The organism is Streptomyces malachitofuscus (assembly GCF_055571035.1).
This window is the reverse complement of record NZ_JBVIGA010000023.1, coordinates 79573-103029: the sequence shown is the minus strand read 5'-3', so window position 1 is coordinate 103029 and position 23457 is coordinate 79573. Positions and strand designations below refer to the sequence as shown.

The following is a 23457-nucleotide window of genomic DNA, read 5'->3' as shown; positions in this document are numbered from 1 at the left end:
TCACGCAGGTGCGCGGCCGCGGGAGCGGCCGCGCTGTCGGCCGTGCGTCACCCGGCCGCCGGGGCGGCGGGCTCCCCCACGGTGATCTGGACCTGCTCGCCGACCGCGCTCACGCCGTTCAGGGTGGCGGCGGCCTGAAGCCGGTTGGGGCCCTCGGGGAGCGCCCGGGCGGGGGTGCAGGTCCAGCGGCCGTCGGCCCCGGCGGTGTCCGTGCACACCTCGGCGCCGTCCTGGTCGGTGACGGTGACCTGCGCCCACGGGTGTGCCGTGCCGGCGATCGCCGGTCGTGCGTCCAGCGGCACACCGGACTCGGGGCGGGCCAGGGTCGGCGGGGCCAGGCCCACGGTCACCTGGCAGCCGCCGGTCGCCCGGACCACGCCCTTCGCGTCCGCGAGGCGCAGGGCACAGCCGCTCAGCCGGGTGCCCGGCACCGCGTCCGCGGGCACCGCCAGCACGAACGGGAAGGTCCCGCCCAGCCACGGCCGCTCCACCGCGGCGGCGGTGTAGGCGGCGGTACGGCCGTCGGCGGCCACCGCGCCCCGGTAACCGGGCGCCTCGAGGGGCGCGCCCGTGACCCGGGCCCCGGCCGGCGCGGTGAGCGTCAGCGTGGAACCGGTACCGAGGGCCGGCCCCGTGAAGCCCGCGGCCTCGACGACGCCGTCCCGGCCGGGCGGGATCGTCACGTCGCCCCACAGCACCCGGGCCCGTGCCGGAGGGGGACCGTCGGCCGCGGCGGACGTCCCGGCCGGCAGCCACGCACCCGCGAGGATCCCGGCCGCGGCCAGCGCGGCGGCTGTCTTGCTGGACCTGTTCATCGTCGGCGGGCTCCCTGTACGGCCGTCACGGACACACCTGGAACCGATCTTGCGGTGCGTCCGCGCAGGCCGCCCGCACTGGACGGCCGTACGGGTGGCACCACCGGTCCCGGGGCACCCGCTGGAACCTCGTCGGCCGGTGCCGCCGGGAACCCGGACGGGCCCGGGGCACGGCCGCACCCACACCGGCCGACGCCAACACCGACCGACGCCAACACCGACCGACCGCCCACCCCCGCAGACCCCGGGCCCAGCCCCCAGTCACCCCGACCGGCCGACCCTCCCGCACCCCCTCGCCGCGTCGGGGCCGGCCGCCGGGCGGCGACCGGACCGGTGCCGGGTGGGTCAGCGGGCGAGCCAGGCTGCCGTGTCGGGGCCGAGGCGGCCGTCCTGCAAGGGGGCGCTGGTCAGCAGGACCTCGCCGGCGGGAAGGTCGATGGGGTCGGGGGACAGGTTGGCCACGCAGCGCCAGCCGTCTCCGCGGTCGAACTGCAGGACACCCGCCGGAGTCTCCTCCGCCCAGGTCAGCGTCTCGCCGTCCAGCAGCTTGCGGCGCAGTCTCAGGGCCGTGCGGTACAGCTCCAGGGTCGAGCCCTCCACCTCGTCCTGCGCATCGACGGCGTACTCGGCGAACCAGGGCGGCTGCGGCAGCCAGGCACCGCCCGGCCCGAAGCCGTACGACGGCCCGGTCGTGGTCCACGGCAGCGGCACCCGGCAACCGTCGCGGCCCTTGCGGACGTGCCCCGTCTGCTCCCAGATCGGGTCCTGGAGCACCTCGGTGGGCAGGTCGGCCACCTCCGGCAGGCCGAGTTCCTCGCCCTGGTAGACGTACGCCGAGCCGGGCAGCGCCAGCATCAGCAGGGTCGCCGCGCGGGCCCGGCGCAGTCCGGCGTCCGGGTCGACGGCGGGCGCGTGGCCGCCGGCCAGCAGCCAGGCGTTGTCGTCGGTGCCCGGCGGGAGCATCAGCCGGGAGGCGTGGCGGATCACGTCGTGGTTGGACAGCACCCAGGTCGCCGAGGCACCCGCCGCGTGCGCGGTCTCCAGCGAGTCCGTGATCACCTGGCGGAGTTCGTCCGCGTCCCACGCCGCCTGCAGATACTCGAAGTTGAAGGCCTGCCCGAGCTCGTCCGGACGGGCGTACAGGGCGCGCCGGGAACCGGGGACCCAGGCCTCGGCGACGGCCGTCCGGGGTGGGGAGTAGGCGTCGAGGATCTTGCGCCAGTCGCGGTAGATCTCGTGCACCTCGTCCCGGTCGTAGAACGGGTGCGTGCCGGGCGGGAACTCGCCGAGGGCGTCCTCGCGGCTCCGCTCGGGCGAGCCGAGGTCGCGCAGCGGCTCGCTCAGATCCTTCGCGAGGGCGTGCGCCACATCGATCCGGAAACCGTCCACCCCCCGGTCGGACCAGAACCGCAGGGTGGTGCGGTAGTCGTCGCGGACGTCCGGGTGCTCCCAGTTGAGGTCGGGCTGCTCGGCGGCGAACAGGTGCAGGTACCACTGCCCGTCCGGCACCCGCTGCCAGGCGCTGCCGCCGAACACGGACTGCCAGTCGGTGGGCGGCAGCTCGCCCCGCTCCCCCCGGCCGTCCCGGAAGACGTAGCGGTCGCGGGCGGGCGAACCCGGGCCCGCGCGCAGCGCCTCCTGGAACCAGACGTGCTGGTGGGAGGTGTGGTTGGGGACGATGTCGACGATCACCTTCAGCCCGAGCCGGTGGGCCTCACGCACCATGGCGTCGAAGTCGTCGAGGGTGCCCAGGCGCGGGTCGACGTCCCGCGGGTCGGCGACGTCGTAGCCGCCGTCGGCGAGCTCGGAGGGGTAGAACGGGCTCAGCCACAGGGCGTCGACGCCCAGGGCGGCGAGGTGGGTGAGGCGCCGGGTGATGCCGCGCAGGTCACCGAGGCCGTCACCGTCGGCGTCGGCGAAGCTGCGGGGGTAGACCTGATAGACGACGGCCTGTCGCCACCAGTCGGGGTTCCGGGAGGAGAGGTCGGGCGTGGCGTCGGGCACGGGGTGCGGGGGCCGGGGGTCGGACGTGGGGATGCGGTCGGTCACGCGGTCTCCTCTGGGTGCGTGCGGGTACCGGCAGAGAAACTGTCCACACCACCGTAAAAGTGAACACACCGGCGGCAGGGAGCGATCCCGGGGTGTCGCGGAGCACACCGCAGGCCCGGTTCCGCGACCGTGCGCCGGGCGCCCACGGCGCACGGCTACACCGCGGGACGCTCCACCGTCGTCAGGTACAGACGCACATAGCGCTCCACGTCCACGTCCAGGCCGACATCCACGAGCGGCTGCTCACGGACGCCCTCGTGGAGTTCGGACTCGCCCACCCGGGGGCGGCGGTCGACCACGGTCTGGCCACGGGTCGGGCCGGGGGCCAGGGAGACCTCCACGGGAAGGCGGTGCGTCGTCAGGCCCTGCGGGTCGGCGACCGCGCACAGCGCGCCCGCGTCGCCGAGCCCGCCGGCGTCCTCGGCCGGGTCGTCCGAGCGGCTGCCCGGGTGGGCGGGGCGGTGGGCGAGCAGGTCGCCGGCCAGCCGGGTGCCCGGTTCGGTGCTCGCGCGCAGCCGCCGCACCTCCGCACCCGGGACCACGACCCGGGTGAACACGTCCAGGCCGTACATCGTGATCGGCACGCCCGCGGTGAGCAGGACCGCGGCGGCCTCCGGGTCGTGCCACACGTTGAACTCGGCGACCGGCGTGGCGTTCCCGGCGCCCGCCGCGCCGCCCATGAACACGATCCGCTCGATGTTGCGGGTGACCTCGGGGTGGGTCCGCAGCAGCAGCGCGATGTTGGTGAGTGGGGCGGTGGGCACGAGAGTGACCGGGCGCGGGGAGGCGAGGATCTCGCGGCGCAGCAGGGTCACGGCGTCCACGTCGGCGGGGGAGCGGCGCGGGGCGGGCAGTGCGAGGTCGCCCATGCCGTCGTGGCCGTGGACGTGGCGGGCGGAGCGCGGTGCCTCGATCAGCGGGCGCTCGGCGCCCCGCGCGACCGGGACGTCCGGCGCGCCCGCCCGCTCCAGCACGGTCAGCGTGTTGCGCACGACGCCGTCCACGTCGGTGTTCCCGGCGACGCAGGTCACGGCGCGCAGGTCGATCCCCGGGTGGCGCACGGCGAACAGCAGGGCCAGGGCGTCGTCGACCCCCGTGTCGCAGTCGATGATCACCGGGGTGGGCTGACCGTTCGTCACGGCGGGGACTCCTTACCGAGGGCTCGCGTGCCCGTCGACCCTACGCGGGGTCCCAGAGGCCGGGCCCGCGCCGGTCCGAGCGCTCCGCGATCCGCCGCAGCAGCTCCTCCGCCGGCAGGGCCCCGGGCCGCCGCCCGTCCCGCAGCCGTACGGCGGCCAGCCCGTCCTCGGCCTCCCGTTCCCCGAGCACCGCCTGGTACGGCACCAGCCGGGCCCGGCGGATCCGGGCGCCCAGGCTGCCCTCCCCGGGCCCGGTCACCTCGGCCCGCAGCCCCAGCTCACCGGCCCGCCGTACGACCTCGTACGCCCGCTCCTCCTGCGCCGCGCCCACCGGCAGCACGGCCAGCTGCACCGGTGCCAGCCACACCGGGAAGGCACCGCCGTGCACGTCCAGGAGGTGGGCGACCGCCCGCTCCACACTGCCGATGATGCTGCGGTGCACCATGACCGGGCGGTGCCGGGCGCCGTCGGGACCGATGTAACGCAGACCGAAGCGCTCGGGCTGATGGAAGTCGATCTGCACGGTGGACAGGGTGGACTCGCGTCCGGCGGCGTCGGTGATCTGCACGTCGATCTTCGGGCCGTAGAAGGCCGCCTCCCCCTCGACGGCCTCGTACGCGATGCCGGAGGAGTCCAGCACCGCGCGCAGGAGGGTGGTGGCCCGTTCCCACAGGGCCGGGTCGGCGACGTACTTGCCGCCGCCGCCCGGCAGCGACAGGCGGTGCCGGGCCGCGCGGATGCCCAGGTCGGCGTAGGCGCGGGAGATGAGCGCGAGGGCGGCCCGGGCCTCCTCGACCGCCTGGTCCGGGGTGCAGAAGATGTGCGCGTCGTTGAGCTGGATGGCCCGTACCCGGGTCAGCCCGCCCAGCACCCCGGACGGCTCGGAGCGGTACATGCCGCCCAGCTCGGCCATCCGCAGCGGCAGTTCCCGGTGGCTGCGGGACCGGGAGCGGTAGATGAGGGCGTGGTGCGGGCAGAGACTGGGCCGCAGGACGACCTGTTCCGCCCCCAGCTCCATGGGCGGGAACATGTCGTCGCTGTAGTGGTCCCAGTGGCCGGAGAGCTCGTACAGCTCGCGTTTGCCGAGCACGGGCGAGTACACGTGCCGATACCCGGCCGCGCGCTCCGCCTCGCGGACGTACTCCTCCAGGACGTGCCGGACGACGGCGCCGTCGGGCAGCCAGTACGGCAGGCCCGCGCCCATCAGCGGGTCGGTGTCGAACAGGCCGAGCTCACGGCCGAGGCGTCGGTGGTCGTGCACGGTGGGCTCCTCGTGGTCGTGAGGCGAGCACCACGCGCGAGGAAGCCCCGGGGCACTCGCCCCGGGGCTTCGTCAGTGGTCAGCTGTCAGCGCGCCGGGACTCTCTCCGGCGTCGTCGTGCGGGATGCGTGGGCGCGCTGCATGCGCCGGACCGTAGCAGGGGCCAAGGGGCACCCGCGAGCGGGTTTCCGTGCGGGCGGGCTCACCCGGACGGCTCGTCGCGCTGGTGGCGGGGGCGGCCCGGTGGTGCCGTAAGAGCACGTCACGTCCGCTCGTGGACGGCCCGGTTCCCCCAGGAGGCACCCCGATGACCCATGCCCCGGCCGCCGCCCGCGCCGTCCTCGTCTCCGCGCTGTCGGTGACGGTCCTGCTGGCCTCGGCCGCGTGCATGGCCACCGACCGGAACGTGCCGCGCGCACTGCCCGCGGGCGTCTCCCAGCCCCCGGAGCCGTCCCCGTCCGTGACCGCGTCCCCGGCCGCCTCCGCCGGCGGGCGGAACGCGCCGTCCCCGCCCGCGCTGAGCGAGGCGCAGCTGCGGGAGGCGCTGCTCACGGAGGCGGACCTGGGGGAGCCGTGGATGACGAGCCGGGGCGCGGCGACCTGGCGGGACGGCGTGCTCAAGTCGACCACGGAGCACCCCGAGTGCCGACGGCTCCTCGACGCGCTCTACACGGAGGAACTGTTCGGCAGCCCGGCCGGCCCGCGTGCCACCGTCACCCTCGACGACACCTACAACGACACCCAGCTGCGCTATCAGATCGCCGCCCATCCCCGGGCCGACGTCGACCGCGCCCTGACCTGGCTGGGCACCCTGCCGGAGAGGTGCGAACGCTTCGAGGCGACGGCCCCCCGGGCCGGCGCCCAGCTCGTCGAGGTGTCCGAACTGCCCCTGCCGGAGGCGGGCGACGCGCGAGCGGCACTGCGCGTACGGATGACGGGAGAGGCCTTGGGCGGGGCACCGACGTATCTCACCGTCGACGTCGCGGCGATCCGCGTCGGCGACGAAGCGATCACCCTCACGAACGGCGGCTTCGGCGCGGTCCTCCCCGAGGTCACGCAGGCCATGTCCCAACTGGGCGCGGACCGCCTCAAGGAGGTCGCACGACAGGGCCGGGTGCGGGTCTGAACGCCGATGCCCGGGGCGGGCTCGGGGCCCGGTGCGCAACTCCGCCGCCCGAGGCACTGGTGACACGGATCGGGGACGCCTGCATGCTGGGTGAATGCCACAGCATCATCACTCGCTGAAACGGGACAACAACCGCGACCTGACCCTGGATGACCTCGCTGCATTCCTGGACTGTGCCAAGTCCTGCACGGGGCACGGCAAGAAGATCGTTCACGTCAGGACGCACCAGCGGGACAAGATCGACGAGATCTGGATCGACTGCGCGTCGTCGAACTGAGTGCACCGGGCGGTGAGGGGCGGGCCGGGCCCGGTGGGCCCGGGCGTCAGCTCAGGCGGTCCACCGCCTGCTTGGCCTCGACCAGGTCCGCGCCCGTGTTCTCGCGGTACAGCTTGATCGCCTGGACCTGCTTGCCCTGGCGTACCAGGGTGCGGACCTCATCCAGTCCCGGGACCTCGTCGTGGAGTCCCAAGTGGTCCAGGACCAGGTCGAGTTTGCGCTCGATGCGGGCGGCGCGGCGGTCGGCCCGGGAGAGGTGGTTCTGCACCGTCATGATGCCGAGGATCACGACGCAGGTGAGGAAGAGGGCGGCTATGTCCATGGTCGCCCATCCTACGGACGCGTCGCGCTCAGGAGGCGTCGAAGCGCCGACGGTGGGCGACGACGTCGAGGGCGACCTCGAGGACGGTCGCGCCCCGGGCGAAGGCGTCACCGCGCAGCCGGGCGAGCGCCTCGTCCGCGCCGACGCCGAGCTGGGCCATGATCATGCCGACGGCCTGATGCACCCGGTCGTGATCGGCGGCCAGTCCGCTCAGCCAGGGTTCGCCGCCGTCCCGGGGGTCGTGCGGCAGGTCCATGAGCGCCCCCGTCATGATGCCGGCGACCAGCCGGGCCGTGCGGAGCTGGTGGCCGGTGAGCGCGCCGGGGGTGTCGCGGTAGAGGTCGAGGGTGCCGACGCAGACACCGGCGCTGCCGAGGGGCAGGGCGTACACGGCCCGTACGCCGACGCCGAGGGCCTGCTGGACGAAGACGGGCCAGCGGTGGGCGCAGTCGTCGGCGGTCAGATCGCGGACCAGCATGGGGGTGCCGGTCACCAGGACATGTCCGCACGGTCCGTCACCCAACGTGGCCTGGAGCTGGGCCAGGCGTGCGGCGCGGGGGCCGGAGGCGGCGAGGTACACGGGCATGACGTCACCGCGCAGTGACACGCTCGCCCCGTCCACCGGCAGCAGCGTCACGGCCACCGCGCAGAGCCGCCCGGGCACGGCGGCGGGGCCGGCCCCGCGCAGCTCCTCGGCGATCGTCTCGGCGACCCGCTCGTACTCCCCGCCCCCGTCCCCGGGACGGTCCCTGGGCCGCACACCCACCGCCTCCCGTCACCAGCCGAAACGCCTGCCGACTACCCTCCACCCACCCCCCGAAACACCCCGCGCGGCTGAGGGCAGCCGTGCCTCCCCCAGTGCCTCGAGGGCCTGGGAGGTGCCCCCGGGGCGATGGGGGTCCCCGCTCGAGCGAAGCCGGGAGTGGGGGAGGGTGGGCGGTGGGGGTTTCCCGCCCGAGCGCAGCCCGGCTACACCGGCGGCTGTGCCGGCGCCGGCCCCAGCGTCGTCGTCCCCGGCGCCGTACGGTGCCCCAGCCCGGTCCGATACGCGTCCAGCGCCGCCTCGATCCGCCCGGACCGCCGCAGCAGATCCCCGAGCAGCCGGCACAGGTCGGCCAGATCCCCCGCCGCGCCCGCCCGTTCCAGCAGGCTCAGCGCCCGCACATAGTGCTCCTCCGCCTCCTCCACCCGCCGCGCGTCCTCGGCGATGATCCCGAGCAACCGGTGCGCCGCCGCCGCGTGCACCGCGCCCCGCTCGGGCGACAGCCCGCCGAGCACGTCCCGCAGCAGCTCCGCGGCCTCCCGCGAGCTTCCGCGCCGGTGCAGTACGTCCGCCAGCTCGACCGTCAGCTGACTGCTGTAGAGGGCCGCGCGCGTGGTGGACAGCATGTGCAGCGCCTCGCGCATCTCCTGCTCGGCGCGCTGAAGTTCGCCGTTCTGCGCGTACACGTACCCGCGCATCCAGTGGCAGTTGGCCAGCTCGGTACGGAGTTGCAGCCCCCGGTACAGTTCCGCGGCCTTGGCCAGCGAGGCGTCCGCCTCCACCAGGCGGCCCTCGGCGAGCAGCGTGCGGGCCACCGACCGGTGCATGCGCGCCACCAGCGCCGGATCACCGGACTGCGGCGCCAGCGCCAGCGCGAACTCCGCCGCCTGCGCGGCCCGCGCGTGGGCCCCCATGTCCATGTAGGGACCGATCACACTGGCGTAGAGCAGCAGCAGCGCGTCCGGGTCGTGCAGCCCGCCCCGGTTGAGCTCGTCGAGCGTGGACTCCAGCAGGTAGACGGCGTACCGCAGTTCCCCCGCGAGGTAGTGGGCGACGGCCCGCCCGCGCAGCGCCGGCACCCGTGCGGTCAGCGGCGCGTCGGCGAGCCGGGCCTCGGCCCGCTCGAAGTACAGGCGGCCCTCGGCCAGCTCACCGGTCTCCAGCGCGCACTCCCCGAGCCCGAGCAGCGCGGCGGCCTCTTCCTCGGCCAGGCCGTGCGTCTCCGCCTCGGCGAGCAGCCCCGCGTACTGCTGCACGGCCTCCTCCGCCGTACCGGCGGCGAGCGTGCGCTGCGCCTCGGTGAGCCGCAGCCGCATCTCGGTCACGAGCCGGGCGGGGCGTCCGGTCGCCAGTTCGTCGAACTCGACTCCGAGACGGTCGGCGAGATGCCGCAGCGCGTCGTCGGAGGGGCGCACCCGTCCGGCCTCCAGAGTCGAGATGTACGCGGGCGTGTACACCGGCTCGGCCAGCTGTTTCTGGGTCAGCCCTCGCTCCACGCGCAACTGCTGAACCCGGCGTCCGATGGTCCCGGGCTCGTCCCGATCCCCCATGCCAACTCCCCCAGCGGCCCTTGCCGTTCGCGTCCGACAGCCCCTAGGTTAAACCGCGGATTAAACGTGCTTAACCCATCGCTGTTGCGAGGTCGCCGTGCTGGAACCCACACGCACCACCGAGCGCTACGCCCGAGGCTTCGCCGCGGCCGTCGCCGCGGTCGCGGCGCTGGTCCTGGCAGCGAACGCGGGCCCGGCCAAAGCCGCCGACCCCGTCCCGGAGCCGCGGACCACGGCACCGGTGGAAGCGGCGGTACGGTGACGGCCGTCCGCCACGGGCCGGCCCCCGCCGAAGCGTGAGACGTCCCGTTCTCCTCGTCGGCCTCCCCGACAACACCACGGCGATCAGGACCGCGCACCACCAGGAACACAGCCCCACGCCGCTCAAGCCTGTGTCTGCAGCTGGCGCAGCTGCCGGCGCACATGGTCCAGGGCGCCCTCCCGCCGGCCGGGCACCCTGCCGCGCAACTCCGCGAGCACAGGGCCGAGTTCGCGTGCCCTAACCGGGTCGCCGATCCGGCCCCACTGGTGGTGCGCCCGGTCCACGGCCGCCTCGACGGCGGGCGCGTCCGCCGGCTGACCGGCGGCCAGCCGGGCCGTGGCGACCGACAGCCAGGCACGGCAGCTGCGCGCCGCGTCCCCGGCGAGCATCGCCAGATCCGCCCGTACCTCGGTCCAGTGCATCGCCTCCTCGGAGACCGGCCCGTGCGCCAGACCGGCCGCCTGCTCCAGCCGCGCGGCGAGCGCGTCGGCGTCCGCGTGCCGGCCGGCGCGGACGGCGGCGGTGACGGCCGCGTGCGGGTCGCCCGGGACCGGCCCGCGCTGGGCCAGCACCAGGCCGGCGCCCCCGTCCTCCGGCGCGAGCCGGGCCAGCGCCCGCTGGTGCAGCTCCTCGTCCGGAGGGCGCCGTCCGCTGCGCAGTATCGTCGCGACCGCCTTCATGTACGCGGGTGCCGCGACCGTCCGGCGGGACGGCGGCGGAGCGATGCGACCGTAAACGGTGTTGTCCCGCCCGCAGTCCAGCGGGGACGCCCGAAGGATGCGGCGCGGTCAGCGACTGCCAGGTGTCCGGGTCGGCGTGCAGGTCGAGGATCAGGGTCGTCGCACCCGCCGGGCGCAGCCGCAGCTCCTCCCGGAACCAGTGCCAGGGCAGTGCCGTGTACCGCACGGTGGACGCGGTCGTCCGGGCCAGCGCCAGGTGCGGCAGCCGCTGACGGCGGTCGAGCTGGAGCTGGCCGGTGACGTACACGGTCAGCGGTCCCGGGGCGGCGGCCGCCGCGCGCAGCCGGGTCAGCACGGCCTGCGGCTCCAGCGGGTCGGCCAGTTCGACGACGTTGGCGGTGTCCGTGCCGGACAGCACGGAGGGCGGTACCGCGGCGAGGACCGGGAGCACGGACGCCGCGTCCACCAGCCGCCCGCGGCCCACCGGCGAGGCCGCCAGCAGCAGCACGGTTCCGGGCATGGTCCCCTCCCCCTGTCGATCACCCACGGCACAGCACGGTAACCGCTGCGGCTGCAAAGGGTGCGGTCAGTACGGTGAACGTCCCCCTTCGGGGCCTTCGCCCCCCGTCGCGCGGGTCCGCCGCACCGCGAACGCGGTGGTGTCGTCGGTCAGGTGACCCTCGCAGTGCCGCAGCGTGCCGTCCCGCACGAAGGCGACGAGCCGTGCCGGTGCGACGAGCCGCGGGTCCGTCGCCACGGCCCGCCGCACCTGGTCGGCCAGCCGGTAGAAGCGCCCGTCGCCGTCCCGGGCCTCGGTCACCCCGTCGGTGACCACCAGCAGCGTCTCGTCCGCCGTCAGCGGCACCCGGCGCATTCCGGGCGGCCCGGGGGCGAGGTCGCGGTAGCCGAGCGGCAGCCCCCCGGCGACCGGCAGGATCCGTACGCCGTCGGGGCCGACGGCCAGCGGCGGTTCGTGCCCGAAGACGACGGTGTCCACGACGTCGGTCCGGTCCGCGGGGAAGCCGAGCAGTACGGCGGTGGCGAACCGGTCGCCGTCGGCCCGGCCGAGGGCGGTGGTGTACTCGCGGTGGCGCCGCATCCGGCTCTCCAGCCGGTCGGCCACGGTCGTCAGCTCCCGCTCGTGGTAGCCGGCCTCCCGGAACGTGCCGAGCAGCACCGCCGCCGTCTCCACCGCCCCCAGCCCCTTGCCCTGCACGTCGCCGACGAGGACGCGGGTGCCGTGCGGGCCCGGCTGGATGTCGTAGAAGTCGCCGCCGACGCGTGCCTGGGCGTCCGCGGTGAGGTAGATCCCGGCGTGGTCCAGGCCGCCCCAGCCGGTGGGGAGGGGGCGCAGCACGGTACGGCGGACGGTGTCGGTGACGTCCCGCATGTGCAACGCGCGCGTCTCACCGCGTACCCGCACCACGCAGGCCAGGGTGGCGAGGACGCCACCGAGGGCGACGAGGATGAAGTCCGGCAGTCCCGCCTGGAACTGGTGCGGCCAGGCGCTGTCCACGAGGGTGTAGACACCCATCGCCAGCACGGCGAACAGGGCCGTCCCCCACACCCCGCAGATCGCGGCGGCGATGCCCGGCACCAGCACGATCCAGGAGATGATTCGGAACTCGCCCGTGGTGTTGTAGTCGGCCACGGCGATGGCGGTGAGCAGCAGCAGCGGCGGCACCCAGGCGACGCTGCGGCCCCGTGCCCGCAGCATCTCGTGCCGGTGCACGACGTCTTCACGGCCGGCCCGCGGGTACCGGTCGTGCAGGCCGTGCCCCCCGCTGCCCGGACTCACGGCCCCAGCGAAACACGGGGCCGCACGGCCCGCATCCGGTCCCCGGACGTACGGGTCCGCGCAGCCGACTTGCCAGGGGGGCGCGGTGGGTGTGCCCTGGTAGGCGGGGGCGAGGAGAGAGGAGTGCTCTCATGGCGCATGCGGCACCCCGGACCCGGGGAGCGATCGAGCGGGGCAGCACGACGGACGTCTTCAGCGGACGGGCGCACAGGGCGGCGCTGGTCGCGATGCCCGTCCTCCTCGGGCTGGTGTACGGCTACTGGGCGGCGGCCAACCGACGTCACGGCGGGCCCATCACCGGGTGGAACCTCCTGTTCGGCTTCCTCACCGCGCTCGCGTTCGCCCTGGTCCTCATGGCGCTCCTCACCCTGGCCCCGAAACTCCGCCGGGAACTGCACGCGGTGGCCTGGGCGGCCTTCAGCGGCATCGCGGTCGGCTTCCTGTTCAGCCAGTCCGGCGGCAGCGTGCTGCGCTCCACGGCGCTGTCCCTGGCGGTCGCGGCGGGCGTCTTCGCCACGATGTTCTACCGCTTCTACACCCACGAGGACGCGGAGGGCCACCGCATCACCTAGCCGGGCGTCACAGCTGCGGGCTCACCCGTACGCCCGCGCAGCACTGGCGCACGCCACCGGCACCCCGTTGCCTGGAAGCGTGCCCCTCCGCGCCCCCCTGTCCGCCGTCCTCCTCGCCCTCGCCTGCCTCCTCACCCCCTGCACCGCCCTCACCACCTGGGCGACCCTCGCCCTCGCGGACACCACCCGCTACGTCGACACCGTGGCCCCACTGGCCGCCGACCCCGCCGTACGCACCGCCGTGGCCGACACCGTGGAGGACGAGGTCCTGAGGAAACTGGCCCCGGAGGCACAGGGCGCACAGAACTCCGCCCTCGCCCCCTTCATCCGGGACGCGGTCCACTCCTTCACCCGCACACCCGCGTTCCGCACGGCATGGGAGGCGGGAAACCGGGCCGTCCACGACGCGGTCCTGCACGCCCTGCGCGACGACGCCGCGCCCCGGGGTCCCGTCACCGTGGACCTCGCGCCGGTCACCGCGCAGGTGAGAGAGCACCTCGCCGCCGACCACATGCCCTACGCCCACCGCATCCCGGTCGAGCACACCGAGGTCGCGGTGGTGCCGGCCGGAGAGGTGGCCGGACTCCGGAAGGGGTACCAGGTGCTGCACACCGCCGCCTTCTGGCTGCCGGTCGCGACCGTCGCCCTCGCCGTCGCCGGAATCGCCGTCGCCGCCTGCCGGCGCCGCGCGCTCACCGCCACCGGTCTGGGCACGGCGCTCGGCGGCGCCCTGCTCGCGCTGGCGGTCGCCGTGGGCCGCCGCCTCACCCTGGCCGACCTGCCCGACCCCGTCCACCGCCCGGCGGCGGGCGCGCTCTACGACGCCCTCACCGCCACCCTGCGCACCGCCTCCTGGCTGCTCCTGGCGGTGGGCCTGGCAGTGGCCCTGGCCTCCTGGCTGACGGGCCGCTACGGCGCCCGCCGCGAGCCTCCCCCGCCCCCTGCGACCGCCGCCCCGGACGGCCCGTCCCGGCAACCGCCCGCCACGCTCCCCCGTCCTTGAGGGAGGATTCGGGCATCGCGCCCGCGAGTGGAAGGCCGGAACGTTGGACATTGCGACTGCCGACCCGACGGTCACCGGGGACGGAACGGGACGGCGCGCCGGGGGAGGGCGGCGGTTCGGCGCCTGGTGCGCGGCACTGCTGTTCGCCGGGGTGAGCGTGGTCGTCGGCTGCCGCACCGCGGACACCGACGGCATCACGCCCGTGCCCCAGTTGCTCGCCTTCCTGCCCTGGCTGCTCGTCCCCACCGGCGCCGGCCTGCTGTTCACCCTGCTCGCCCGCTGGTGGACCGGCGCCGTGTGGGGTGTGCTCCTCCTCGGCCTGCTGGCGTGGTTCATCGAGCCGTACGGGAAGACGGGCGACCCGTCGGGGCCGCCCGTCGCCGAGCTGCGGGTGCTGACCTCCAACGTGGAGTTCGGGCAGGCCACCGGCGCGCTGATCGAGGAGGTGCGCCGGGAGAAACCGGACGTCGTGTTCGTCCAGGAGTGCGAGTACACCTGCGACGCGTCCCTGAAGCGGGCGCTCGCGGACGCCTATCCGCACCGGCAGGCCGTGGCGGGCGGCGGTTCCGAGGGCTCCGTCATCCTCAGCCGCTTCCCGCTCGAGCCCACCGGCGGCGTCCCCGGCACCATGGGCATGCCCGGGGCCGTGGCCGACGTCGACGGCCACGCCGTACGGCTCCAGCTCGCCCACCCGATGCCGCCGCTGCCCGACCAGGTACCCCTGTGGCAGCGGGAGCTCGGCCGGCTGCGGGACGCGGCGGCCGCCGAGCCGGACATCCCGACGGTGCTCGCCGGTGACTTCAACGCCTCGCAGGACCACGCGGCGTTCCGCCGGATCCTCGACACCGGTCTGCGTGACGCGGCCCGGCTCGACGGCTCGGACCGCACACCGACCTGGCCGTCGCGGACCGCCCCCGCGTTCGGCGTCCAGATCGACCACGTCCTGGTCTCGGAGGAGTTCGCGGCACGGAAGGCCCGCTTCCTCCCCCTCCCCGACACCGACCACCGAGCCGTGGTGGTGGACCTGACCCTGCACGCCACGTAGCCGCGGGCAGCGCCCCGCACCTGCGGGCAGTCGTGCTGCCGGGGCGGCACCGGGCTGCGCAACGCACCCCGGGCCGGCCCGGCACCGGAGGTTTACCGGTCACCCCCTACCGCGCGGACTTCTGCAACGCCTTCTCCGCCTTGTCCAGCGCCGCCGCGAACCCGTTCGCCCACAGCTGGTTCACCCGCGACCGCTCCGCCGAGTTGGGGGACGCGTTGGTGCAGGACGGACCGGGCCCGCCCCCGGACATCAGCTCGCTGCACGGCCCCGAGTAGTGGTCCGGCAGACCGAGCACGTGCCCGGTCTCGTGCGCGGTCACACGCGTGGAGTTGTAGATCTGGTTCTGCCGGTAGTCGAGGAAGATGTACCCCCGGCCGTGACCGTCGGTGGACGCGTACGAGCCGCGCGAGTCGTTGCCCTCGTAGTACGAGAAGTCCGCGCCCGACGTGCCGGCCTGGAGTCTCACGTTCGAGACCGAGCTGTTCCAGATCTGCGTGCTGCGGGCTATCTGCGTGGCGAACGAAGGCGCCCGGGAGGCGTTGTAGACGACGGTGACGGCCGCCGCGCTCGACGGGTTCGCCGCCCGCTTCTCGGCCGCCGACTTCAGCACGGCCTCGAAGAACGCGCGGTTCGCCGCCGCTTCCTCCGAGGAACCGTCGTACGCCGCGATCGAGGCGAGCGACCCGGTGTCGAGCGGGGCGGGGGCCGCCGTGGCCGGGGCGGTGCCGAGGCCGAGGGCCGTGAGGCTCAGACCCGCGGCGGTGAGAACGGACATGGGCATGCGCATGCGCATCGATGACTCCTTGTGGTGGGGGTGAGTCACATGTCATCGGTGAGTGTCCGCGCCCTCACGGCGGCTGTGATGATGGCAACCGGTGATAGGTCCGCGCTATCGCCGGACTCCGGCCATGCCGTCGCGCCCGCCCGACTCCGCCTGAACGGTCGGGATTTGTATGTCTGGTGAAACCTGAACTTCCGGCTTACCCTCCCAGGGCATGGAGCTCGAGGTCAGGCACCTCAGGGCGCTGTGCGCGATTGCCGACACCGGCAGTCTCCACCGCGCCGCACGCCAACTCGGCGTGGCCCAGCCCTCGTTGAGCACGCAGTTGCGGCGCATCGAACAGGAGCTGGGCGGTGCCCTGTTCGTGCGCGCGCGCACCGGATGCCGTCCCACCCCACTGGGCCGGCTGGTGCTCAGCCGCGCCCGCCCGCTCGTCACCGAGCTGCGCTCCCTGGTCACCGAGGCCCGCGCCGCCGCCGTCGGCGGCCGCCAGCTGCGCATCGGCTCCACCGCGAGCCGGGCGCTGGCCGGCTGGCTGCGACGACTGCGCCGGCACTGGCAGGAACCCACCCTCCACATGGACGTCTCCCCCAACGCCCTGCTGCGCATGGTCGCCGACGGACAGCTCGACGTCGCGTTCGTGCACGAGGTGGAGGGCTGCCCGCTGCGCATCCCGGAGGGCCTGCGCACCCGGGTGCTCATCGAGCGCGAGCCGCAGTTCGTCTCCCTGCCGGCCGACCATCCGGCCGCCGCGCACCCGGTCGTCCGCCTGTCCGACCTGGCCGGCGACCGCTGGATGATCGACCCGACGGTCGACGGCGAGTGGGACGCCGTACGCCGGATGCTGCGCGCCGCGGGGATCAGCCCGCGCGTGCTGCACGGCGACTACCACACCGCCGCGTCCCTGGTCGCCACCGGCGAGGTCGTCACCGTGTGCCAGCCGACCTCGCCCTCCCGCCCAGAGACGGCGGTCCGCCGGCTGTACGGCGATCCGCTCGGCGTACGGCTGCTGCTGGCGGCCCGCACGGACACGGAGCTGGAGGGCGTCTATCCCGACCTGGCCGACGCCTATCGGGAGGTGGCGCGCCAGGCACCGGCGTACCGGGAGTGGCTGGAGGAGCTGGTGCCCGGCCCCTGACGGAGCCCACCGGCCGCTCCCGGCACCGGACCGTGTCGGACCGGCGTCAGACGCCGATGTCCCGCCCGTCCGCGCGCCACACCGCGACCACGGCGGGCCGGACGTAGCTGCCGGGCCCGTCGGGCCAGGTGCTCGCCGGGCTGTCGACGGTCGCCCCGTCGACCTCGCCCGGGTGCTGCACGGCGACCAGGACCCGCCGGTCCTGGATGACCGGGCCGCAGGTCTCCGCGCCGTTCGGCACGGTGAGGAACTGCTTCAGCTCACCGCGCCGGTCGCCGCGCGTGGCGACGCCGAAGAGGCCGTCGTGGGAGCCGAGGGCGCTGCCGTCGGTGGAGATCCACAGGTTGCCGTGGTCGTCGAAGGCGACGTTGTCCGGGCAGGAGATCGGACTGACGGAGTCCTTCGGGAACCCGGCGAAGTACGTCGCCGGGTCCTCCGGGTCACCCGCGACCAGGAACAGCGACCAGGCGAAGGTGGTGCTGTCCGGCCGGTTCCAGCGCTCGGTCAGCTCCAGGACGTGGCCGTGCTTGTTGGCGTTGCGCGGGTTGGCCTCGTCGGCCTTGGGATTGGCGTCGACCCCGCGCCGGGAGTTGTTGGTGAGGGCGACGTACACCTTGCCGGTGACCGGGTTGGGCTCGATGTCCTCGGGCCGGTCCATCTTGGTGGCGCCCACCTTGTCGCCGGCGAGGCGCGTGAAGACGAAGACCTCCTCGGCGGTCATGCCCTCGACGTGCGAGACGGCGCCGTCGGCGGTGGCGGTGGCCAGCGGGATCCAGCGTCCGCTGCCGTCGAACTCGCCGTCCTCGGGCAGCCTGCCCGTGCCGTCGATCTCGTGGGCGGGCGAGTCACCGGTCAGCTTGGCGACGTACAGCGTGCCCTCGTCGAGCAGCGAGAGGTTGTGCTCCCGCGCCCAGCGGCTGTTCCCGTGCCGCATCCGCTTGCTGCCGACGAACTTGTAGAAGTAGTCGAACCGCTCGTCGTCGCCGGAGTAGACGACCGGACGCCCGTCGTGCGTCAGCCGCACGGTCGCCCCCTCGTGCTTGAACCGGCCCAGCGCGGTGTGCTTGCGCGGGGTGGAGTCGGGGTCGTACGGGTCGAGCTCGACGACGTAGCCGAAGCGGTGCGCCTCGTTCGGCTCCTGGGCGAGGTCGAAGCGCTTGTCGAACCTCTCCCACTTGCGCTCGGTGGTTCCGGTGCCGATGCCGTACCGCTTGTCGGTCGCGCTGCTGCCGTGGGCGAAGTACTGGTTGAAGTTCTCCTCGCCGTGCAGGGTGGTGCCCCAGGGCGTGGTGCCGCCCGCGCAGTTGTTGAGGGTGCCGAGCACCTTGGTGCCGGTCGGGTCGGCGGAGGTCTTCACCAGGTCGGACCCGGCGGCGGGGCCGGTGAGCCGGAACTCGGTGGTGGCGGTGAGCCGCCGGTTGAGGTGGTGCCGGACGACGGGCGTCAGCTTCCCGCTCCGCCGCTCCTCCTCCACGGCGACCACGGCGAGCCCGTGCGCGGCCCAGGCGATCTCCACCTGCTCGCGGGTCGGGTTCTCCGGGTCGTAGTCCCGGAACATCAGGACCTCGTCGGTGTACTCGTGGTTGGCGACGAGCACCTGCCGGTCGCGCTCGCCGCGCAGCGGCAGCAGGGCGAGGAAGTCACAGTTGTACCCGAACTGTCCGGCCTGCGCCTTGGCGCTCTGCCGCTCCGGGTCGAAGGCGGGAGCACCGCGCAGGATGGGCTCGCCCCAGCGGATGACGACGTTCTGCCGGTAGCCCTCCGGCACGGTGACGGCGTCGTTCGTGTTCGGCGCGACGGGCGTGAACCGCAGACCGCGGGCGCCCTTGGGTGTGTGGTGGTGGCCGTGACGGCCGGCGGCGGGCGCCGCCTGCGCCTCGGGGGCGGCCGCGACACCGGCCGCCCCGGCGCCCGCCGCGGCGACGGTGACGACCGCGGCGGCGCGCATCATGGACCGGCGGCTGAGGGCGCCGGCGATGACGTCACCGACGTACTCGTTGGAGCTGGTGTTGGGCACCTCGTGGAAACAGGCGTCACCACACCGGAAACGACAGGTCATGGCGGACCGGCCGCCGGGGTGGGAACCGGACGGCGTTCCGATCAACGGCAGCAGCTTTCGCACGTGTTCTCTCCTTGGGTGCCCGTGGTGTCAGCGAGACCGTAGGAGCACAAATGTGCGGTAGCCGGGCGCCCTGATGAACGGGGGGTGAACCTGCGGCAGCGTTACGGAAGGCGCGCCGGACGGTCGCAGGGCGGACCCAGGGGACCGGATCGCGCTCTTGACATATACGATTCCGCAAACCCAACCCTGCCCAAGATCGCCCTTGCGGGCCGCTAACCTTACGTGTCCGTCCTGGCCAGGGATTGACGGGCATCAACTCACGCGAAGGGTTGCGCACATGGGCATTCTCACTCTCCTGCGGAACGCGTTCGGACGGTCACGCAAAGCGAGGACCGCCGAAGCGGAGGGTGCGGCACCGGCCGCCGAAGCGACGGAAACGGCCGCTCCGACATCGCCCGAACCGGCCCCGGAACCCGCCGCGAGCACACCGGCGTCCCCGACGATTCCGTCCCCCTCCCCGGAACCGAACCCGGCACAGGCCACGCCTTCGGTCCCGGAACCCCGCGACGAGCACGACCTCGTCAGCGCCGCGTTCGACAACATCGCGGTCCCCGGTCCCACCCGCTCGGAGGACACCCCGTCCCCCGCGTCCCGGACCGAGGCAGAACCCGAACCGAAGGTGCAGGCAGAGCCTGAGCCCAAGGCCAAGGCAGCACCCGCCCCCGCCCCCGAGCCGAAGCCCGCCGCAGAGGCCGCCCCGCAGCCCGCCCCCGAGCCGAAGCCCGCCGCAGAGGCCGCCCCGCAGCCCGAGCCCGAGCCGGAGCCCGAGCCGAAGCCCGCCGCAGAGACCGCCCCGGAGCCGAAGGCCGAAGCAGAGACCACCGAGGACGCGCCCGCGGCCGCCGACGGCGAGGAGACCCCACAGGGGCCACCCGCACCCGACAACGAAAGCGGTACGGGCGGTGCGGGTGGGAACGAAAACCCGGCCGAAGCCGAAGGCGAGGCCGAACCGACAGCCCCCGAACCCACCGCGGCCGCCGGCACCGGCGCGGGCGGGACCGAACCCCCCGCCGAAGCCGAAGCCGAGGCGGAACCCCCCGCCCAGCCCACCGCAGCGAAACCCGCCACCCCCGCCACCAAGCTCCGCGACACCACCCTCACCACCGCCTACAAAGCCGCCGGCGCCACCCTCAAGAAGCACGACCTCACCGGCACCCGCGCCAAGGTCTACCTCGTCCTCGACCGCTCCGCGAGCATGCGCCCGTACTACAAGGACGGCTCCGCCCAGGCCCTCGCCGAGCAGACCCTCGCCCTCGCCGCCCACGTCGACACCGAGGCCACCCTCCACGTCACGTTCTTCTCCACCGAACTCGACGGCACCGGCGAGCTGACCCTCACGGACCACGAGAACAAGATCGACGAGCTGCACGCCGGCCTCGGCCGCATGGGCCGTACCAGCTACCACGCCGCCGTCGAGGCGGTCCTCGCGCAGCACGCCAAGGAGCCGGCCGGCACCCCCGCCCTGGTGGTCTTCCAGACGGACGGTGCCCCCGACGCCAAGACCCCGGCCACCCAGGCCCTCACCGACGCGGCGAAGAACCACCCCACCGTGTTCTTCTCCTTCGTCGCCTTCGGGGAGCACGACAACAAGGCCTTCGACTACCTCCGCAAGCTGAAGACGGAGAACGCCTCCTTCTTCCACGCGGGCCCCACCCCCCGCGAGCTCACCGACAAGGAGCTCTACGAGGGCGTCCTGGCCTCCTGGCGCCCGTAGCGCAAGGCCGTCGCCCAGGGCCGCCCCTTCCCAGCACGCAAAACGGGAAGCGGGCGGCCCCCGCGTTTCAGCTAGGATTTCAAGGTTCGTAGACGACCCGACAGCCGCCGATCGTCACCACGTACCGACCCGGGAGCAGCCCGCGATGGCTCGACACCTCATCACCAGCGCCCTTCCGTACATCAACGGGATCAAGCACCTGGGCAACATGGTGGGGTCGATGCTCCCGGCGGACGTCCACTCCCGCTATCTGCGTCAGCGCGGTCACGAGGTCCTCTACATCTGCGCGACCGACGAGCACGGCACACCTGCCGAGCTGGCCGCCAAGGAACAGGGCATCCCGGTCGACGAGTTCTGCGCCCAGGCACACGAAGCCCAGAAGGCGGTCTACGACGGCTTCGCCCTGGCCTTCGACTACTTCGGGCGCAGCTCCTCGCCGCAGAACCACGAGATCACGCAGGAGATCGCGCGGGAGCTGAAGGCGAACGGGTTCATCGAGGAGCGGTCGATCCGCCAGGTGTACTCGAACGCCGACGCCCGCTTCCTGCCCGACCGCTACATCATCGGCACCTGTCCGCACTGCGGCTACGACAAGGCCCGCGGCGACCAGTGCGAGAACTGCACCCGTGTCCTGGACCCGACGGACCTGATCGACGCCCGCTCGGCGATCAGCGGCAGCAGCGACCTCGAGGTCCGCGAGACCAAGCACCTCTTCCTCCTCCAGTCGGCCCTCGCCGGCGAGGTCGAGGCCTGGGTCGACGAGCGGGCCGACAACTGGCCCGTCCTCGCCTCCTCCATCGCGCGCAAGTGGCTCACGGAAGGGCTGCACGACCGGGCGATCACCCGTGACCTGGACTGGGGCGTGCCGGTACCGGCGGACACCTGGCCGGACCTGGCCGCCGAGGGCAAGGTCTTCTACGTCTGGTTCGACGCCCCGATCGAGTACATCGGCGCCACGAAGGAGTGGGCGGACCAGGACCCCGAGAACCGCGACTGGCGTTCCTGGTGGTGGGAGTCGGACGCCGACGTCCACTACACGCAGTTCATGGGCAAGGACAACGTCCCCTTCCACAGCGTGATGTTCCCGGCGACCCTGCTGGGCACCCGTTCGCCGTGGAAGAAGGTCGACGTCATCAAGGCCTTCAACTGGCTGAACTACTACGGCGGGAAGTTCTCCACCTCGCAGCGGCGCGGTGTCTTCACGCACGACGCGCTGGAGATCCTGCCCGCCGACTACTGGCGCTACTTCATGATGGCCAACGCCCCCGAGTCGGACGACTCGTCCTTCACGTGGGAGCACTTCACGGCCACCGTGAACAAGGATCTGGCGGACACGCTCGGCAACTTCGTCAACCGTGTCCTGTCCTTCTCCCGCAAGCGCTTCGGCGACGAGGTCCCGGCCGGGGCCCAGCCCGGCGAGGCGGAGTCGAAGCTCGGGGCGGAGATCGCCCGGCTCCTCGCCGAGTACGAGGAGCACATGGAGGCCATCCAGTTCCGCAAGGCGGCGGCGGCGCTGCGCGCCCTGTGGTCGGCCGGCAACTCCTATCTGGAGGAGAAGGCGCCCTGGCTGGAGATCAAGACGGACAAGGACGGCGCGGCCCTCACGCTCCGCACGGCGATGAACCTCATCCACCTCTACGCGGTGGTCTCCGAGCCCTTCATCCCGGCCTCCGCCGAGGCGATGCGGTCGGCCTTCGCCCTGAAGGACGACACCGCGACGTGGGTGACCCCGGACGAGGCCCGTGCCCTCACCACCGTCCCGGCCGGTACACCGTTCACGGTCCCCCCGGTTCTCTTCGCGAAGATCACCGAGGATGACCTGGAGACCTACAAGGAGCGCTTCGGCGGCTCGGACCAGTAACCGCCCGAACCACCGTCACCACCCCACGAACGAAAGGCCCGGAAGCACGATGCTTCCGGGCCTCTCCGCGTCACATGTGCGTTGCGGATCAGCGTTCCGAGGCGTAGCTCACGAAGTGCGCCAGTACCGGCTCCAGCCGCTGCTGCTGGTCGTCTGCCAGGACCGTGCCACGGCGGAATGGGCCGCACGCGAAGTCAGCTTCGGCCCCCGTCAGTGGCCGTTGCTGACCCTGCGGCCGCTGGTCGCGGGACCGCACAACATGCCGGTGCTCACCAACCCGGCCGGGACACGCCGCAGGACATCGCCGGCCCGATCATCGAACTCGTCGCACAAGGCCTGGGCAAGCACCCGGCAGCACAACTGTGGAGGAAACTGGTGGCCGTGGACCTCTCCTTTTACAAGTCCGACCTCTCCGAGGAAATCCGCAACGAAGGCCGCGCCGAGGGCCGCGCCGAGGGCCGAGCTCAGCGCGCCGCCGAGGATGTCCTCGACATCCTGGAAGTACGCGGCATCGACATCCCCGAAGCCGTCCGGGTACGCGTCACCGGCTGCGACGACCCCGAGATCCTGCGCCACTGGCACCGGCGGGCCGTCACGGCCCCGACGGCCGAAGAGATCTTCGAAGACGAGTAGAGCAGGGTGCCGTTCGCGATCGTCCCGTGTCTTGAGGAGGCGTCCGCCGCGTAACGCGATCGCTACAGCAGGGGCCCGGGAGAGGCCCGGATCTTCTCCCGGGCCCCTCTCCTTGCGAAGATCATGTGAAGGCGGCCGATGTCCGGCCGCCGCCACTCACGTGGGGGGATTCGTTCCATGGCACTTTTCGGCAACGCGCACACCGTCGACCCGGCCAAGGCCCAGCAGGACTACGCCCGGCTGCTCGGCCACGGCGAGCAGGTGCACGCGGCGTTCCTGCTGATCCGCGACACCATCCTGTTCACGGACCGCCGGCTGATCCTGGTCGACAAGCAGGGCATCACCGGCAAGAAGACCGAGTACCACTCGATCCCGTACCGCAGCATCACGCACTTCGCGGTGGAGACGGCCGGCACCTTCGACCTCGACGCCGAGCTGAAGATCTGGCTCTCGGGTTCCCCGGCCCCCATCCAGAAGACCTTCACCAAGGGAGTCGACATCTACGAAGTCCAGGCGATACTGACGCAGTTCGTGGCGCGCTAGGCG

20 protein-coding genes and 3 pseudogenes are annotated in these 23457 nt (G+C 73.4%); 12 read left to right on the top strand and 11 right to left on the bottom strand.

Annotated elements, in window-relative coordinates; genetic code table 11:
- Nucleotides 1–47 precede the first annotated feature (47 nt).
- From ACZ44S_RS29260 to thrS, 4 genes and pseudogenes are all read right to left on the bottom strand, one after another.
- Complete coding sequence (locus ACZ44S_RS29260; RefSeq protein ID WP_466934135.1) at nucleotides 48–815, bottom strand: Ig-like domain-containing protein; 768 nt, start codon at nucleotides 813–815, stop codon at nucleotides 48–50.
- A gap of 345 nt (nucleotides 816–1160) precedes the next feature.
- Nucleotides 1161–2864 carry a glycoside hydrolase family 13 protein gene (locus ACZ44S_RS29255; RefSeq protein ID WP_466934133.1) on the bottom strand — a complete coding sequence of 568 codons (1704 nt, stop codon included), beginning with the start codon at nucleotides 2862–2864 and terminating at the stop codon, nucleotides 1161–1163.
- A 155-nt stretch (nucleotides 2865–3019) separates the two neighbouring features.
- A complete protein-coding gene (locus tag ACZ44S_RS29250) occupies nucleotides 3020–4003 on the bottom strand; it encodes a nucleoside hydrolase (protein WP_466934131.1) in 984 nt (327 codons plus the stop codon).
- Between the two features lie 40 nt (nucleotides 4004–4043).
- Nucleotides 4044–5267: pseudogene (gene thrS, locus ACZ44S_RS29245) on the bottom strand (threonine--tRNA ligase); the annotation flags it as partial.
- 304 nt (nucleotides 5268–5571) lie between these two features.
- Here thrS and ACZ44S_RS29240 point away from each other — a divergent pair.
- Both ACZ44S_RS29240 and ACZ44S_RS29235 read left to right on the top strand, forming a co-directional pair.
- Nucleotides 5572–6390, top strand: coding sequence for a hypothetical protein (locus ACZ44S_RS29240; RefSeq protein WP_466934129.1), 819 nt, complete (start codon nucleotides 5572–5574; stop codon nucleotides 6388–6390).
- 94 nt (nucleotides 6391–6484) lie between these two features.
- Nucleotides 6485–6667, top strand: a complete 183-nt coding sequence (locus ACZ44S_RS29235; RefSeq protein WP_466934127.1) for a hypothetical protein — start codon at nucleotides 6485–6487, stop codon at nucleotides 6665–6667.
- Nucleotides 6668–6713: 46 nt separating this feature from the next.
- On the opposite strand, the gene ACZ44S_RS29230 is transcribed toward ACZ44S_RS29235, so the two are convergent.
- The 3 genes from ACZ44S_RS29230 to ACZ44S_RS29220 form a co-directional block, all read right to left on the bottom strand.
- Nucleotides 6714–6989, bottom strand: a complete 276-nt coding sequence (locus ACZ44S_RS29230; RefSeq protein ID WP_466934125.1) for a hypothetical protein — start codon at nucleotides 6987–6989, stop codon at nucleotides 6714–6716.
- A gap of 28 nt (nucleotides 6990–7017) precedes the next feature.
- Complete coding sequence (locus tag ACZ44S_RS29225) at nucleotides 7018–7755, bottom strand: GAF and ANTAR domain-containing protein (RefSeq protein ID WP_466934123.1); 738 nt, start codon at nucleotides 7753–7755, stop codon at nucleotides 7018–7020.
- A gap of 203 nt (nucleotides 7756–7958) precedes the next feature.
- Nucleotides 7959–9302, bottom strand: coding sequence for a helix-turn-helix domain-containing protein (locus tag ACZ44S_RS29220; protein WP_466934121.1), 1344 nt, complete (start codon nucleotides 9300–9302; stop codon nucleotides 7959–7961).
- Nucleotides 9303–9399: 97 nt separating this feature from the next.
- Here ACZ44S_RS29220 and ACZ44S_RS29215 point away from each other — a divergent pair, with 97 nt between their 5' ends.
- Nucleotides 9400–9564: a hypothetical protein gene (locus tag ACZ44S_RS29215; protein WP_466934119.1), complete on the top strand. Its 165-nt coding sequence runs from the start codon at nucleotides 9400–9402 to the stop codon at nucleotides 9562–9564.
- Between the two features lie 122 nt (nucleotides 9565–9686).
- Here ACZ44S_RS29215 and ACZ44S_RS29210 read toward each other — a convergent pair.
- Nucleotides 9687–10599, bottom strand: a pseudogene (locus ACZ44S_RS29210) (hypothetical protein).
- Between ACZ44S_RS29210 and ACZ44S_RS29205 the strand changes: the two are divergent.
- The gene (locus tag ACZ44S_RS29205) at nucleotides 10501–10806 is read left to right on the top strand and encodes a hypothetical protein (RefSeq protein WP_466934239.1); all 306 of its coding nucleotides are present in this window, start codon (nucleotides 10501–10503) and stop codon (nucleotides 10804–10806) included. The pseudogene ACZ44S_RS29210 and the gene ACZ44S_RS29205 overlap by 99 nt on opposite strands.
- A gap of 24 nt (nucleotides 10807–10830) precedes the next feature.
- On the opposite strand, the gene ACZ44S_RS29200 is transcribed toward ACZ44S_RS29205, so the two are convergent.
- Nucleotides 10831–11961 (bottom strand): PP2C family protein-serine/threonine phosphatase, encoded by a 1131-nt coding sequence (locus ACZ44S_RS29200; protein WP_466934231.1) that lies wholly within the window; start codon nucleotides 11959–11961, stop codon nucleotides 10831–10833.
- Between the two features lie 212 nt (nucleotides 11962–12173).
- On the opposite strand from ACZ44S_RS29200, the gene ACZ44S_RS29195 reads away from it, so the two are divergent.
- From ACZ44S_RS29195 to ACZ44S_RS29185, 3 genes are all read left to right on the top strand, one after another.
- The gene (locus ACZ44S_RS29195; protein WP_466934117.1) at nucleotides 12174–12614 is read left to right on the top strand and encodes a hypothetical protein; all 441 of its coding nucleotides are present in this window, start codon (nucleotides 12174–12176) and stop codon (nucleotides 12612–12614) included.
- A 79-nt stretch (nucleotides 12615–12693) separates the two neighbouring features.
- Nucleotides 12694–13617 (top strand): hypothetical protein, encoded by a 924-nt coding sequence (locus ACZ44S_RS29190; protein WP_466934115.1) that lies wholly within the window; start codon nucleotides 12694–12696, stop codon nucleotides 13615–13617.
- Between the two features lie 43 nt (nucleotides 13618–13660).
- Nucleotides 13661–14662, top strand: coding sequence for an endonuclease/exonuclease/phosphatase family protein (locus ACZ44S_RS29185; protein WP_466934113.1), 1002 nt, complete (start codon nucleotides 13661–13663; stop codon nucleotides 14660–14662).
- Nucleotides 14663–14768: 106 nt separating this feature from the next.
- Here the strand turns inward: ACZ44S_RS29185 and snpA are convergent, their stop codons facing one another.
- Nucleotides 14769–15455 (bottom strand): snapalysin, encoded by a 687-nt coding sequence (gene snpA, locus ACZ44S_RS29180; protein WP_466934111.1) that lies wholly within the window; start codon nucleotides 15453–15455, stop codon nucleotides 14769–14771.
- 202 nt (nucleotides 15456–15657) lie between these two features.
- Here snpA and ACZ44S_RS29175 point away from each other — a divergent pair, with 202 nt between their 5' ends.
- Nucleotides 15658–16581, top strand: a complete 924-nt coding sequence (locus tag ACZ44S_RS29175) for a LysR family transcriptional regulator (protein WP_466934109.1) — start codon at nucleotides 15658–15660, stop codon at nucleotides 16579–16581.
- 46 nt (nucleotides 16582–16627) lie between these two features.
- Here ACZ44S_RS29175 and ACZ44S_RS29170 read toward each other — a convergent pair whose 3' ends face one another.
- Nucleotides 16628–18703 (bottom strand): PhoX family protein, encoded by a 2076-nt coding sequence (locus ACZ44S_RS29170; protein WP_466934108.1) that lies wholly within the window; start codon nucleotides 18701–18703, stop codon nucleotides 16628–16630.
- 277 nt (nucleotides 18704–18980) lie between these two features.
- On the opposite strand from ACZ44S_RS29170, the gene ACZ44S_RS29165 reads away from it, so the two are divergent.
- The 4 genes and pseudogenes from ACZ44S_RS29165 to ACZ44S_RS29150 all read left to right on the top strand — a co-directional run bounded on the left by ACZ44S_RS29165 (nucleotide 18981) and on the right by ACZ44S_RS29150 (nucleotide 23454).
- Entirely contained in the window at nucleotides 18981–20417 is a 1437-nt protein-coding gene (locus tag ACZ44S_RS29165) for a VWA domain-containing protein (RefSeq protein WP_466934106.1), read from the top strand.
- A 145-nt stretch (nucleotides 20418–20562) separates the two neighbouring features.
- On the top strand, nucleotides 20563–22278 hold the full coding sequence (metG, locus tag ACZ44S_RS29160; protein WP_466934104.1) for a methionine--tRNA ligase: 1716 nt from the start codon (nucleotides 20563–20565) through the stop codon (nucleotides 22276–22278).
- Between the two features lie 121 nt (nucleotides 22279–22399).
- A pseudogene (locus ACZ44S_RS29155) lies at nucleotides 22400–22911 on the top strand (hypothetical protein); the annotation flags it as partial.
- Nucleotides 22912–23088: 177 nt separating this feature from the next.
- The gene (locus ACZ44S_RS29150) at nucleotides 23089–23454 is read left to right on the top strand and encodes a PH domain-containing protein (protein WP_466934102.1); all 366 of its coding nucleotides are present in this window, start codon (nucleotides 23089–23091) and stop codon (nucleotides 23452–23454) included.
- Nucleotides 23455–23457: the final 3 nt, after the last annotated feature.

Excerpts from the sequence above, each read along its gene's own strand:
- ACZ44S_RS29240 (WP_466934129.1), top strand. The coding sequence starts at position 5,572 with ATGACCCATGCCCCGGCCGCCGCCCGCGCCGTCCTCGTCTCCGCGCTG.
- metG (WP_466934104.1), top strand. The coding sequence starts at position 20,563 with ATGGCTCGACACCTCATCACCAGCGCCCTTCCGTACATCAACGGGATC.
- ACZ44S_RS29230 (WP_466934125.1), bottom strand. The coding sequence starts at position 6,989 with ATGGACATAGCCGCCCTCTTCCTCACCTGCGTCGTGATCCTCGGCATC.
- ACZ44S_RS29235 (WP_466934127.1), top strand. The coding sequence starts at position 6,485 with ATGCCACAGCATCATCACTCGCTGAAACGGGACAACAACCGCGACCTG.
- ACZ44S_RS29200 (WP_466934231.1), bottom strand. The coding sequence starts at position 11,961 with ATGCTGCGGGCACGGGGCCGCAGCGTCGCCTGGGTGCCGCCGCTGCTG.
- snpA (WP_466934111.1), bottom strand. The coding sequence starts at position 15,455 with ATGCGCATGCGCATGCCCATGTCCGTTCTCACCGCCGCGGGTCTGAGC.
- ACZ44S_RS29150 (WP_466934102.1), top strand. The coding sequence starts at position 23,089 with ATGGCACTTTTCGGCAACGCGCACACCGTCGACCCGGCCAAGGCCCAG.
- ACZ44S_RS29165 (WP_466934106.1), top strand. The coding sequence starts at position 18,981 with ATGGGCATTCTCACTCTCCTGCGGAACGCGTTCGGACGGTCACGCAAA.
- ACZ44S_RS29175 (WP_466934109.1), top strand. The coding sequence starts at position 15,658 with ATGGAGCTCGAGGTCAGGCACCTCAGGGCGCTGTGCGCGATTGCCGAC.
- ACZ44S_RS29260 (WP_466934135.1), bottom strand. The coding sequence starts at position 815 with ATGAACAGGTCCAGCAAGACAGCCGCCGCGCTGGCCGCGGCCGGGATC.
- ACZ44S_RS29195 (WP_466934117.1), top strand. The coding sequence starts at position 12,174 with ATGGCGCATGCGGCACCCCGGACCCGGGGAGCGATCGAGCGGGGCAGC.
- ACZ44S_RS29220 (WP_466934121.1), bottom strand. The coding sequence starts at position 9,302 with ATGGGGGATCGGGACGAGCCCGGGACCATCGGACGCCGGGTTCAGCAG.